This is a genomic window from Granulicella sp. L46, assembly GCF_009765785.1.
In the GTDB taxonomy this organism is placed as follows: Bacteria; Acidobacteriota; Terriglobia; order Terriglobales; family Acidobacteriaceae; genus Granulicella.
Map to the genome: position 1 here is coordinate 519,000 of NZ_LMUT01000025.1, position 13,252 is coordinate 532,251.

Here is a 13,252-nt window from a genome sequence, read left to right on the forward strand (position 1 = left end):
ATAGCCTCGCTGAAGGGCGACGGGCTTCGAGCGAGACCCATCCGATCCACTCGGCTAGGAGGAAGTCCAGCTTCCTCCTAGCCGAGCGCAATCCCAGTTGTCTGTTCGCGGCCGTGCCATTTTTGGGATGGCACTATGCCGCGGGATGATCGAGGATCTGCGCGAGTGCGTGCAGGCGTTTCGCATCCGCTGCGTCCGTTGCACTGGCCGCGTCCGCCTCTACCGATGCAGACATCGTGTGCAGCTTTGCCAAGTCCTTCTTGTTGTTGTGCGAGCTTTGCGTGCGTTGAATTGCCTTATCGAGCGCCTCGATCTTATCCGCAGGAAGGGCCTTGGAACGCTGTAGCTGATCAAGATACGCGCGCGCAACCGTTAGCTGTTCAGGCCACGTGATCTTCGGCTGGTTCTGCACATTGAGGTCGTTGAACTGCACGAGGTTGGCCGCATCAATCTCATTCTGCGTCAGGAACTTGCTCGGCACTAGCTTGAAGACATCCAGCCCGCGCGCAATCTCCGACCCATAGATGAAGCCGTTATACCAGTACGCCGACCAATAGCCCCCGAGGATCAGCGTCGTCGGACTGATGGGGCCGCGATCGAAGTACGCGATCTCGTAGGGATGCGCCGGGTCGGTAAAGTCCATCACCGAGATGCCTCCCTGGTACCAGGCCTGCACCTCGACATCGCGACCCGGAATCGGGACGAGAGAACCGTTATGCGCCACGCAGTTTTCGGTGGCCGTCTGTGCTGCAGGCATCTTATAGTAGCTGGCCAGCGACAGATGGTCGTCCTTCAGCGTGAAGATTGCATCCGCGCCCCACTTGATCGGATCGGTCGGACGGCAGCGTGGCTGCAAACCACCGCCCCACTCATCCGTGAAGACCACCTTGGTCCCGTCGTTGGAGAACGTCGCGGAGTGCCAGTAAGAATAGTTGGGATCGTTGACCGCGTCCACGCGCTTCGGATGGATGGGATCCTTGATGTCGAGAAGGATGCCATTGCCCGAGCAGGCGCCGGCCGCGAGGCCAAGTGAAGAATCGACCGTGATGTCGTGGCACTGGTTGGTGTCCGCCACTTTTTCTGTGCCGTGGCTGCCGCCGTTATTCAGGCCATTCATCGCGCCGCTGCGTGGATCCATAAAGACGCGCGGGCTCGATACGATTTTCGAATCCTGCGGCGCTGCCAGCGGAACCTTGATCACGTCGATGCGGAACAGCGATGTGTTCGGATCTTTATCCGGAGCTTCGCCTGAGCAGCCTTCCAACTCTTCCTTCTGCCGCACAAACGATGTTCCCGAAACGTAAATGTAGACGTTGTCCTTGTCGTTCGGATCGACGACCAGGGTATGGGTATGCGAGCCGCGGCAGGTCTGCACCGCTCCCACCTGCTTGGGATTTTTGATGTCGGAGATATCGAAAATTCTCACGCCGCGGAAACGATCAGGGCTTGCTGCCGGCGTTGGACGCTCCTTCTCATGTCCGGGCGGCGGTGGTGGCGGGGGAGGGAAGCCTTGCGTGCCGCAGTCCAGCCGCCCGTTCGGCATCTCCACCGACATAAAAAGGAGATGCCCGTAGACAGAGACATCGCCCTGCCCGCCCGGGCAAACCAGCGAGGTAATCAGCGAGACCTTGGCTGGGTTCGAGATGTCATAAAAATTCACGCCATAGAAGTTGCCCTGGAACAGGTGGTTTCCCTGGAAGGCAAAATCCGAGTTGGCAAAGGCGAGCTGCGCAATCACGAGTTGCATTGGCTTGGGGATCTTGGCGCTGTTGCCAATCCCCAGCAGACCAAGTGTCTTCTGCACCGAGGGATCGTTCGCATCGGTTGAATTGATCTGAAAGGCGGTCGGCTTCTTGAGGAAGTCGACATGCTCCATGCCCATGGCGGTCTCGCCAGCGTCGTACAAGCCGGGCTTCAATCCCACGCGAGGATCATTCGTGGTTGAACCCGTCATTCCCGGGGGCAGCGGCGTCGCTGGCGGCGGTGCAAACGGATTGGGTGGCTCGGCTGCGGGCGTCTGCGCTTGCAACGCACTTGGCACACCGGACAGGAGGGCCAATGCAAATATCGCACCGGCGAAACGAATGATGGGAGCATGGAAACGGTTCATGGTTTCTCCTTCAACATGTTCTGCATAATCTTGATCTCGGCTCGCTGTGTGTTATCTGCATCGGTGGCGAAGTCAAACAGCTCCGCGTCCTGACCCGCTCCTGGGTGATCGAATAGATCCTTCACCATGATGAGCGCACCGTTGTGGTGCTGAATCATACCCGTCAGAAACAGGTAATCGAATTTTGCGCCGCTGGCATGGCGCAACGCTTCCATTTGTTCTGGCGTTAGCATGCCTGGCATGGCGTGCATCGGATCGCCGTTCATGTCCATGTCCGGCATGCCAGGCATGGCCATCGATTCGGGCTGTCCACGCGCAGCCAACCACCGCTTCATGAACTTCATCTCGTCTGACTGGGAAAGGCTGATACGCGCGCCGAGGGATCGAATCCCTGGATTCTGCGTGTGAGTCGGGATGAGCGCGGTCATCTCGACGGCTTGTGCATGATGCATGATCATGCCCTGCATGAACTCGATGTCGGCGTGCGATTCCTGTGGAACAACACCTGTGGTGGAGGCCGGAAGCGTCCTGCTTGGTGTTCCCGGTGCGCCGGGCTCGACGACCGGAGCTGTGTTCGTTTGTTGAGCATGCGCATTCGTCGTCCAGCCGCAACAAACAAGGGCAGCGGCAACCCATACGCGGCAAATGACCCGCGCCGCCCTGAAGGGGTGCGGCTTGCGCTTGCAATCTGGAGGGGTCCGCTTCAACGTGCGCGCTAACTCAGGCATCTTCGATCGCTTCACGGTATCACAGTGAGCTTGCTCAAGGCATCCTGAAAGCGCCTGATTCAGGCTGAAGTCATTACGCTTGGGTGCAGAGCGTTCCGTGGATCCTAGGCCTCTCAGATCAGGCCAGCCGTCGACCGGCTATCATGAGGAAGATGTTTCATCCGAATAAGATCTCGATCATTGGATCTCTCGTAGGACTGGCTGCTGTACTCGTCTGGCGGATTCGCGAGGGCCGTACCGCGGTTTCCTTGAAGAAAATTGTGATCCCGCCGCTGGGTATGGCGACCGGATTCTCGATGTTCATCGTCCCGGCGTTTCGTATTCCCTGGACGTGGGGCCTGGCAGCGTTCCTGATCGGCGCAGTCCTTCTCGCGTATCCGCTGCTGAAGACTTCGCGCCTCGTGCAGCAGGGCGACGCCATCATGATGCAGCGTTCGACCGCCTTCTTCAGCGTCATCCTCGTCCTGGCGGCGGTACGAATCCTCGCCCGCGGATACTTCGATACCTTATTAACCGTGGAGCAGTCTGGGGCTCTGTTTTTCGTGCTGGCCTTTGGAATGATTGTCCGCTGGCGCCTGAACATGCTTCGGGAGTACCGCAAACTGACTGCAGGCGGCGGAACAATCGCCGTCAGTCGATCATAATCACGGAGCCGGTGGAGCGCACATGTTGCGATGGATGAAGCGGCTGCTTGCGGGGCTAGGATTGCTCATCCTTCTCTTTCTCCCCATACTCGTCGCGACCTATGTGACGGTTCCGACACAAAACTGCAACTTGAACCGCTTCGATACGATCGTGGTCCTTGGAACCCCGACGCTCGAAGACGGACAACCCTCGCCGGAGGAGCGCGAGCGGGTGAACGAGGCCGTCAGAGAATTCAAAGCCGGACGTGCCGAACATATCATCTTCAGCGGAGGCGCGACGATGAAACAGTTCGTCGAAGGCCAGTCGATGGCGACTCTCGCCGAAACGCAGGGAGTTCCTTCGTCCGCTATCGTCCTTGAGGACAAAGCGAGGAATACCATCCAGAACATCTACTTCAGCAATCAGATCATGCAGCAAAAAGGTTGGACCAGCGTCGAGGTCGTCAGCTCCCCAAGCCATCTGCCTCGGACCGCCCTCATTCTGGAGCGCTATCACTTCCAGTGGAAAGAGCATGCCTCGCAGTGGCCGCCAGAGTACGGCTGGAAAGATATTGGTGGTTACTACGCCGGCGAGATCATGAAAACCTTCGTGCTGCGCTGGAACGTGTTCTCTTCATCGCCGTTCCTTCCGAGCCGGCACGCCTCCTGATCCCGACTTACTGCTTCGGACTCGGGTTGCTCAACACTTGCGGAATATAAAAGTGGAAGAACTGGTCTGCGTCCGAATGCAAGCAAACATTGGCGTTTGGCATGCCTTCTTCAACACGCGTGAAACCTGCATCGTCGATGCGCAGGTGCATAGGTGTCACCGGACAAAGCGCAGGCTCCATAACCACCGCGACGGCCATCGCGTCATACAGCGTTGGTGTGACATTGTCCGGAAATCCTGCCCACTGCCGATACAGCTCATCCAGCGCTTTCGTCGCGGGAGTTTTCTGGCTGAACAGTGTGGCACGCACCACCTCATCCAGTTTCAGCTGCGTTGAGTCGAGCGGCATCATGTCGATCGGCACACCCGATGCGAACAATTCCTTCGCCGCCGGAATATCCATCATGATGTTGTACTCCGCGCTCGGACCCTTGTCGGGTAGATAGCCGAGGTCGCCATAACCCTGCCGAATCGAGCCGCCCATCATCACAACGCGCTTCAGTTTGCGGAAGGTTGCAGGGTCTTTCTGAATCAGCGCACCCACATTGCTAAGCGGTGCCAGCGAGATCAGTGTGATCTCCCCGGGATTGCTCCGAATCTGATCGAGGATGAAGTCGACGGCATTCGGCCATCCGTCAGCTGGCTCTGGAAACGCCTCTGCCCATGCGGCTTGCGTGAAAGGAGTGCCGGGTTTCGTCTTCGGTCCGGCGGCTACCGGAATATCTGCATGGCCAGTTTCCTTCAGGAAGCGTTCTACCAGTCGCGCGCGCCGGTCCGTGTCGCCCCATGCTGTTGTCACGCCAAGAATCCGCAGATGCTGATCCGACAACGCGAGAGCCAGCGCAAATGCATCGTCGACGTCATCGCCGATATCGGTATCAATGATGGCCTTCTCTGTCGGCCCAGTCGTCGCTGCAGTCGTCTGTCCGATCGCGCGTTCGCAGATCGCACCGATCGCAACGACAACCATGATGATTTTGAGCAATGTTTCTGCCGCGTGGTGCGACCTGCCTTTTGTTCGCGTCATGCTTTCTCCGCTGGCACACGTTCGGCGAATCGACCTCCGCGGCCGGTTCTCCATCTTACGTTGCCTCGGCGGCTTTGCAATTTCTCCGTTTCGGGTTCATAACGGCTTGGTGAATGCAAAGGATAACCCGCGGACGCTCTCGGCGCGTTTAGCAGACGGTAAGTACGGGGCACGTGGCGCTTGCGAGCAGCGCGGGCGTCAGGCCAGTCCGAATAAACTCGAGCCAGAAGGATGCCTTCCTCGCTCCCAGCACGATCAGATCGGCGTTGATCCGCTTGGCCAGATCAAGAATCGCCTCCGACGATTTCCCGTGCTCGACGACAAACTCCGGCTCGCAGCTGCAGTGCGCAGAGGCAGGGATCAGCGCCTTCAACGATGAGAGGAACTTTGCTTCACAATCCTCATCCCTGGGCGCTCCATGGTCAGCAACGACGTGGCACAAATAGACTTTCGTCCCGGCCGTTTGTCCCAGGGCCAGTGCGAGGTCAACGCCCTTGGCGGCCTGCGTAGAGAAGTCCGTTGCATACACGATTCTGTGAAATGAGATTGGCCCATGCGGCGGCGCCACCACGCGCGGCCCTACCGTCAACACCGGGCAATGCGCCGTGCGGATCACCTCTTCCGAGGTTGAACCGAGAGCCAGCTTCTTCAGGCCGTGCTTCGATCTCGTGCCAAGCACAATCAGATCGGCGTGGGACCTGACCGCCTCGTCCACTATCGCTCCAGCCCGCTGAAATCCTTCAATCACCTTCCTCGTGACGTTGACTCCAGAGATACGTTTGGACAGCCGTACCAGCTCCTCTTCACTACTGTGCCGTACGGAATCGAGCGCACACTCGGAGATTGCGTCTAGCGACGGCAGGGTTACCACCGTCGTGATTTCGAGGGTCGACTCATCCTGCAGCGCTAGTCCGACAGCGTAGGCCTGGGCGATCTCGCCGTCGTCAGAAAAATCCGTTGCCAGGAGAATCCGCTCAAACTTGATTTGGGTTTGCAGATCGATCGTTCGCATGTTTCCTCCGTTCGTCTCAATCCGTTCTGGAGCTGATGCGCACCAACACCGTTACGAACTCAGCTCGGTCGAGGACCAGCAGCTTACGGGCGAGAGTTACCCCTCCGCCCATGGGTACAATACTCGCCCTGTACTGATGAATGCGCGGTCTCCGCCATCACAAGCTGAGGTGACTTGCGTCACATCCAACCCAGGCGCAGTAGCAGGCCGTTCGCGATGCACTGTCTTTCCACAACCCCAGGCTTGACAAACTCTCAGATGAGACAGAGTCTAGATTGGAGATGGACGTCGAGACAATCAGGCATCTTCTGGATGCCAGCGGAGTGAAGTTCACCACGCAGCGTTACTGCGTGATGGCCTTCCTGATGCAGACCGCCGGTCATCCCACGGCTGCAGAGATCTTCGACGGTGTCAACCGGCTTGACCCTCGCTCTGCCAGGGCCACGGTTTATCGCAATCTGCGGGATCTGGTCGAAGCCGGCCTGGTCCGTGAAGTAGCCGTAGAAGGCCGCTCCGCTCGCTTCGATGTGAAAGGGATGCGCCACCACCACTTCATCTGCGATCGGTGTGGTGAGGTGGAAGATATGGAGTGGTTCAACGTCCCACAACCCCCCGCCAAGTTCCTCGGCAATCGCATGGTGCGCGAGTACGAGGTGATTCTCCGAGGACTTTGCATAAGCTGTGCTTCCTCCGCGCCGCACACGTCTGCCGATACTGGATGACCGCACGGATTACGTGCATATAGCCGACTGTGCTTCTACGAACCTCATGACAACAGAACTTTAACACTAAGCATTTGAGAATTGATCGAAGCTTGGATCAGTCCATCGAAAATAACGCTCAATCCAACGATAACTATTCAACCAGCGCTGCAATATGTTTTCCCGCAACGAGACAAAGGAGTTTCCATGTCGGACGAAATGAAATGCCCGGTGCCACACGGCGCCAACCCTGCCACCGCCACAGAATTAGAGTCGCCCATGCATGGCGCTGTAACGCATAACTCGCGCAAGATTCTGCGCAACTTTGAATGGTGGCCCGATCGCCTCGACCTCGCCGTCCTGCACCAGAACACGAAGCTCGCCGATCCCATGGACCCCGACTTCGACTATGCGAAAGAGTTCGCCAGCCTCGATCTCGATGCCGTCATCAAGGATCTGCACGCGCTGATGAACGACTCGCAGCCCTGGTGGCCCGCGGACTACGGCCACTACGGTCCATTCTTCATTCGCATGGCGTGGCACAGCGCCGGCACCTACCGCACCCACGACGGCCGGGGCGGCGCGGGCATGGGCACGCAGCGTTTTGCTCCCCTCAATAGCTGGCCCGACAACGTCAGCCTGGACAAGGCTCGCCGCCTGCTCTGGCCCATCAAGCAGAAGTACGGTAAGAAAATCTCCTGGGCCGATCTCATGATTCTCACCGGCAACGTTGCACTGGACTCCATGGGTCTCAAGACCTTCGGCTTCGGTGGCGGACGCGTCGATGTCTGGGTCCCGCAGGAAGACATCTTCTGGGGTTCCGAGCACACGTGGCTTGGCAGCGATCGTTACCAAGGGGACCGCGATCTCGACAACCCGCTCGCCGCGGTGCAGATGGGCCTGATTTACGTCAACCCCGAAGGGCCTGACGGCAAGCCTGATCCGATTGCGTCCGCGCGCGACATCCGCGAGACGTTCGGACGCATGGCGATGAACGATGAAGAAACCTACGCCCTCATCGCCGGCGGTCACACCTTTGGCAAGGGTCACGGCGCGCACGATCCCAACAAGTACGTTGGTCCGGAACCCGAAGGCGCTCCCATTGAGCAGCAGGGCCTTGGCTGGAAGAGCTCCGCCGGCAAGGGCAATGCGGAGGACACCATCTCCAGCGGCCTCGAAGGCGCATGGACAACCAAGCCCACGACCTGGGACAGCGAGTATCTCGACAACCTTTACAACTTCGACTGGGCGTTGAAGAAGGGTCCTGGCGGCGGTTGGCAGTGGTACGCCGTTGCCGAAGGTGAAACCATTCCCGACGCGCACATCCCCGGCAAGAAGCACCAGCCGATGATGTTCACCTCCGACCTCGCGCTCAAGTTCGATCCCGCCTACGAAAAGATCGGCAAGAACTTCCAGGCTCACCCCGACCAGTTTGCGGACGCGTTTGCGCGCGCCTGGTTCAAGCTGACTCACCGCGATATGGGCCCGATCAATCGCTATCTGGGGTCGCTGGTTCCAAAGGAGCGTTTGATCTGGCAGGATCCCGTTCCTGCGGCAGAGGGTGAGCTAATCGGCGACGCGGAGATTGCCACGCTTAAGGCGAAGATTCTCGCCTCCGGCTTGTCGATCGCGCAGCTTGTCTCGACTGCGTGGGCTGCGGCAGCTTCCTTCCGCGGCTCGGACAGGCGCGGCGGAGCCAACGGCGGACGCATTCGCTTGGAGCCGCAGAAGAACTGGGAGGTCAACCAGCCTCTCGTCCTCGCCAAGGTTCTCAGCACACTCGAGGGAATCCAGAAGGAGTTCAACGCAGGCGGCAAGAAGGTTTCTCTCGCCGACCTCATTGTTCTGGGTGGCACTGCTGCTGTGGAAGCGGCTGCCAAGAAGGCCGGTCACGACGTCAAGGTTCCCTTCACACCCGGCCGCACCGACGCCACGCAGGAGCAGACCGATGTGCCATCCTTTGCTCCGCTCGAGCAGACGGCAGACGGTTTCCGCAACTATCTGCGCCTCGGGCACACGCAGCATCCAGAGGCTCTGCTGGTGGACCGTGCGCAGTTGCTCACGCTCACTGCCCCTGAGATGGCCGTGCTGGTTGGAGGTCTGCGCGTTCTCGGCGCCAACTTCCGTGGCTCGAAGGATGGCGTCTTCACGGACAAAACAGAAATACTGTCGAACGATTTCTTCGTCAACCTCCTCGACATGGCAACGGAGTGGAAGGCATCCACCACAACCGAGGGCGCGTTTGAAGGCATCGATCGCGCAACCGGCGAACTCAAGTGGACAGCCACGCGCGTGGATCTGGTCTTCGGCTCCAACTCGCAGCTCCGTGCCGTCGCGGAAGTCTACGCCGCCAGCGACTCGAAGGAGAAGTTCGTGAAGGACTTCGTGAAGGCGTGGACCAAGGTAATGAACCTCGATCGCTTCGACATTCCCAAGCACCACTAATTGATAGAGGGCCGACGAAACCAACCGCCGACCCTTATAGCCCTCTGGCCTGCGCAAACCTCAACGAGGCTCGCGCAGGCCAGTTTCGTTTGAGTGGAAACATCATTTCCCCGTTGTTAATAACGCTGTTTGCGTCGCTCGACTTTATGGCGATAATTAAAGCTGATATGTCAAAGCAACAGTTCCAAACCGAAGTTAGCCAACTCCTCCAGCTCATCGTCCATTCGCTCTACTCGCACCCGGAGATCTTCCTCCGCGAGCTCATCTCCAACTCCTCCGATGCGCTCGACAAGCTGCGCCACCTCACCCTCACCGACGACAAGTACAAGGCCCTAGTCGGCAACGGCATCGATGCGCCGCGCATCGACCTCACGCTCGACGAAGAGAAGAAGACGCTCACCATCGCCGACACCGGCATCGGCATGAGCGAGGAAGACCTCGTCTCACACCTCGGCACCATCGCCCGCTCCGGCACGAAGAATTTCCTCTCCCAACTCTCCGGCGACGCAAAGAAAGACTCCAACCTCATCGGACAATTCGGCGTCGGCTTCTACTCCGCCTTCATGGTCGCCGACAAAGTAGAGGTCTTCTCGCGCAAAGCAGGCGAAGACAAAACGTTCAAGTGGACCTCCGACGGCAAGACCGGCTTTGACATCGAAGAAGTCACCGGCGATCAAGCCCGCTCCGTCGCGGGCACCACGGTCGTCATCTATTTTAACGAAGAGGGCGCGACCTACGCCAACGCCTGGCGTCTGCAGGAGATCGTCAAGAAATACTCCAACCACATCGCCTTCCCCATCTTCCTCACCTACGACAAGAGCGAGTGGAACGCCGAGAAGAAGGAGTCCATCAAGACCCGCGTCACCGAGCAGGTCAACGCCGCCAGCGCCATGTGGCAGCGCCCGAAGTCCGAGCTCACCGATGAGGATTACAAGGAGTTCTACAAGTCCATCACCGGCGACTGGGAAGACCCGCTCTTCTGGTTTCACACCCGTGCCGAAGGCACGCTCGAGTACACCACCCTCTTCTACATCCCGGCCAAAGCCCCCATGGACCTTTACCAGGCCGAATATCAGGGCGGCATCAAGCTCTACGTCAAGCGCGTCTTCATCATGGACGACTCCAAAGATCTCCTGCCGCAGTACCTCCGCTTCGTGCGCGGCATCATCGACTCCGAAGACCTCCCGCTCAACGTCTCGCGCGAAATCCTACAGCAGAACAAGATCCTCACCGCGATCAAGACCGCCAGCGTCAAGAAGATCCTCTCCGAGCTGAAACGCATCGCTGACAGCGACTCCGAAACCGATAAAGCCAAATACGCCGAGTTCATCGCCCAGTACAACCGTCCCCTCAAGGAGGGCGTCTACGGCGACTACGCCAACCGCGAAACTCTCCTCGATCTCGTCCGCTTCAAGTCGACTAAAGTCGAAGGCCTGACGTCGCTCGCCGAGGCTAAAGAGCGCATGCAGCCAGAACAGAAAGCGCTCTACTACATCACCGGCGGCAGCGAGAGCATGCTCCGCAACTCGCCCCTGCTCGAGATCTACAAGAAGAAGGGAATCGAAGTCCTCCTCCTCGACGACGACATCGACGAGATCGTCTTCTCGAACGTAGACAAGTACGGCGACACCGACCTCAAGTCCGTCAACAAGTCCACCCCCGACGAACTGAAGGACGACTCGGCCCCCGAACAGGCCGCCGAAAAGGCTGAGGCTCTTAAGCCTCTGCTCGAGAAGATCAAGTCCGCACTCGGCGATGCCGTCAAGGAAGTCCGTGCCTCATCCCGCCTCGCCGACAGCCCGTCTGTAATCGTCTCGGACGAAGACGAGCCCAGCGCCCGCATGCGCCAGATGATGCGAGCCATGGGCCAGAAAGAAATTCCCGAACCCACCCCAACCCTCGAGATCAACCCTGATCACGAGATCGTCAAGAAACTTCTCGCCAACCCGGAGGACGCAACGGTAGCCGACGCTGCGTGGCTCCTCTTCGATCAAGCCCTCCTACTCGAAGGCGTGCCACTCAAAGACCCATCCGCCTTCGTCCAACGACTCAACCGCGTGCTGAATCAATCGATCGACTCGAGGCATTGATTTGGACTTGGCCCATCTGCACCATCGATACCCCGGTGTGTTGAGAAGCTCCGAGTCAGAGCGCGTGGCAGCTAATGATGATGTTCGGCTCCGGAGCTTTCGTGATCGTCCGTTCCGTCGGACCACCGCTGCACAGCAATGACGAACTGAGTCAGGTGCTCCGTGGGGTCGGCGATGGCAATCACGGGCGAACCCGGCAGATTCGCTCCCCAGATTGCGGGGTCCGTGTCGGAATAGAAAAACATGAGGTGAGAAGGCCAGTGTGGGGCGCTGTCGCCGCCGTAACCCTGCTTCCCCATCATGTAGCACATGGCACCGGGTTCCATCGGGGGCACTTCTTTTTTTGCGATGGCAGCGGCGATGGCCTCGTTCATCTGGGCTTGCGTACGCCCCGCCAGTCCCCACTCGGTCTCTTTGGTGAGGCGCAGAAGGTAAGAACGTGCGGCTGGCGCATTCACACACATGGGAACCCGCACCTTCGGATTCCAGAAGTCGGCATCCGCTGCAGACGTCCAGCCCCGTCCCACGATACACACGAAGCCGTTCGTGCCTTTGACCGCCGTTTCGAAACCGTGACGTCCCAGCACCAGCACCTCTGCATCGCGGGCAATGGACTCCGGCACCGCACTGCGCGCCAGCGTTATCTCCGCATCCCGATCAGCCATGAGGTATTGGTCGACCGGCGCCATCTTCGTGTACGTCGTCGCGGCCTCCTGTGACCTTGCCCGGCAAGTCATCGCGAGTACAACAAGCAGCGCGAAGCTTTTAGTTGCGATTGCGTGAACCTTCATCTTCCGCATTGCTCCCCTCCTGAGAACGGGCTATCCATGACTGCCGGCCGATTGCCTGAGAATGATTTCCGCGCCGGTGGATTGGTTATGGCTTTGGCTTTACCCGCGATGGGTGAGGTGTGCCGGTCGGCAGGCTGCTGTAGGGGATCTCGCGCACCTCGCCCCGCGAACTCGGGTCGAAGGCAGCCTTGCGGGCCCACGCCAGCGCCTCGTCCATATCAGCGGCTTCCAGGATCCAGAAGCCGCCAATGTGCTCCTTGGCTTCCAGATAGGGACCGTCGGTGGATAAGCGCTTCACCGTTGGGCTGCCCCCGCACCGACTTCGCCTGGCTCGCCGGGCTAAGGCCGCAAGCCATGAGCCTGGCACCGGCAGCTTCTAACTCATCGTTGAGATCGTTGATAGCTTGAACCGTCGCTGCGGTCACTGTGGACGGGTCGAAGTTGTCGGGGAGGTAATTCGCAAGTAAATAATGCGGCATGATTTCTCCTTTGTGATTGTTCGGTTTCGAAAAGCCCGTTTGTCCGGCCTTCACAATGTCGACGAATGGGCAGACCCGAATTCTACAAATAGCTCAGAAATTTTTATCTCAATCGCTCTGGGCTACTTCGGCCTTTGGAGGAACTCGCGTACCTCAACCGGTGCTCGACAGGCGATCACGGCCTTGCGCCCCCACTTCAGAGCCTCGTCCAGATTGGCGGCCTCCAGCAACCAAAATCCGCCTACGTGTTCCTTGGCTTCCAGGTACGGCCCATCCGTGATCAGCACCGCGCCATCGGGCTGCGCTCGCAGTGACTTCGCCTTTGCCGCAGACTGCAGGCCTCCAGCGAAGACCCTGACACCAGCGGCCTCCATCTCTTCGTTCAGCAAATCAATATCCCGAATCATCGCTTCGTCCTCTAGCGACGGGTCGTAGTTGTCAGGGTGGTGAATCGCAACCAAATATTGCATCGTATCTTCTCCTTTAACAATTCTTTGGCAGACCAATCTTCGCTGCCTTCACAATGTCGACGAACGGCCCGACCCGAATTCTACAAATAGGCCAGGATTTTTTATC

At 58.8% G+C, this 13,252-nt stretch carries 12 protein-coding genes; 5 read left to right on the top strand and 7 right to left on the bottom strand.

Annotation, left to right across the window (positions count from 1 at the left end):
* Positions 1–133 precede the first annotated feature (133 nt).
* The gene (locus GSQ80_RS22125; protein ID WP_158789793.1) at positions 134–2,110 is read right to left on the bottom strand and encodes an LVIVD repeat-containing protein; all 1,977 of its coding nucleotides are present in this window, start codon (positions 2,108–2,110) and stop codon (positions 134–136) included.
* Positions 2,107–2,577, bottom strand: coding sequence for a DUF305 domain-containing protein (locus GSQ80_RS23565; RefSeq protein ID WP_254059857.1), 471 nt, complete (start codon positions 2,575–2,577; stop codon positions 2,107–2,109). The genes GSQ80_RS22125 and GSQ80_RS23565 overlap by 4 nt, the downstream gene beginning before the upstream one ends.
* 413 nt (positions 2,578–2,990) lie before the next feature.
* Here GSQ80_RS23565 and GSQ80_RS22135 point away from each other — a divergent pair, with 413 nt between their 5' ends.
* Positions 2,991–3,482: a CcdC family protein gene (locus GSQ80_RS22135; protein ID WP_254059858.1), complete on the top strand. Its 492-nt coding sequence runs from the start codon at positions 2,991–2,993 to the stop codon at positions 3,480–3,482.
* A gap of 22 nt (positions 3,483–3,504) precedes the next feature.
* Positions 3,505–4,131: a YdcF family protein gene (locus tag GSQ80_RS22140; protein WP_158789796.1), complete on the top strand. Its 627-nt coding sequence runs from the start codon at positions 3,505–3,507 to the stop codon at positions 4,129–4,131.
* Positions 4,132–4,138: 7 nt separating this feature from the next.
* Here the strand turns inward: GSQ80_RS22140 and GSQ80_RS22145 are convergent, their stop codons facing one another.
* Together GSQ80_RS22145 and GSQ80_RS22150 are read right to left on the bottom strand one after the other, a co-directional pair.
* Positions 4,139–5,158: a nucleoside hydrolase gene (locus tag GSQ80_RS22145; protein ID WP_254059859.1), complete on the bottom strand. Its 1,020-nt coding sequence runs from the start codon at positions 5,156–5,158 to the stop codon at positions 4,139–4,141.
* A 148-nt stretch (positions 5,159–5,306) separates the two neighbouring features.
* On the bottom strand, positions 5,307–6,170 hold the full coding sequence (locus tag GSQ80_RS22150) for a universal stress protein (RefSeq protein ID WP_158789797.1): 864 nt from the start codon (positions 6,168–6,170) through the stop codon (positions 5,307–5,309).
* Positions 6,171–6,451: 281 nt separating this feature from the next.
* Between GSQ80_RS22150 and GSQ80_RS22155 the strand changes: the two genes are divergently transcribed.
* The 3 genes from GSQ80_RS22155 (at position 6,452) to htpG (ending at position 11,406) form a co-directional block, all read left to right on the top strand.
* The gene (locus GSQ80_RS22155; RefSeq protein ID WP_158789798.1) at positions 6,452–6,892 is read left to right on the top strand and encodes a Fur family transcriptional regulator; all 441 of its coding nucleotides are present in this window, start codon (positions 6,452–6,454) and stop codon (positions 6,890–6,892) included.
* A gap of 186 nt (positions 6,893–7,078) precedes the next feature.
* Positions 7,079–9,316, top strand: a complete 2,238-nt coding sequence (gene katG / locus GSQ80_RS22160) for a catalase/peroxidase HPI (RefSeq protein WP_158789799.1) — start codon at positions 7,079–7,081, stop codon at positions 9,314–9,316.
* Between the two features lie 167 nt (positions 9,317–9,483).
* Positions 9,484–11,406: a molecular chaperone HtpG gene (htpG, locus tag GSQ80_RS22165; RefSeq protein ID WP_158789800.1), complete on the top strand. Its 1,923-nt coding sequence runs from the start codon at positions 9,484–9,486 to the stop codon at positions 11,404–11,406.
* Between the two features lie 71 nt (positions 11,407–11,477).
* Here htpG and GSQ80_RS22170 read toward each other — a convergent pair whose 3' ends face one another.
* The 3 genes from GSQ80_RS22170 to GSQ80_RS22180 all read right to left on the bottom strand — a co-directional run bounded on the left by GSQ80_RS22170 (position 11,478) and on the right by GSQ80_RS22180 (position 13,146).
* A complete protein-coding gene (locus GSQ80_RS22170; protein WP_158789801.1) occupies positions 11,478–12,206 on the bottom strand; it encodes a hypothetical protein in 729 nt (242 codons plus the stop codon).
* 76 nt (positions 12,207–12,282) lie between these two features.
* Positions 12,283–12,495: a YciI family protein gene (locus tag GSQ80_RS23570; protein WP_254059860.1), complete on the bottom strand. Its 213-nt coding sequence runs from the start codon at positions 12,493–12,495 to the stop codon at positions 12,283–12,285.
* A gap of 303 nt (positions 12,496–12,798) precedes the next feature.
* On the bottom strand, positions 12,799–13,146 hold the full coding sequence (locus tag GSQ80_RS22180) for a YciI family protein (protein WP_158789802.1): 348 nt from the start codon (positions 13,144–13,146) through the stop codon (positions 12,799–12,801).
* Positions 13,147–13,252: the final 106 nt, after the last annotated feature.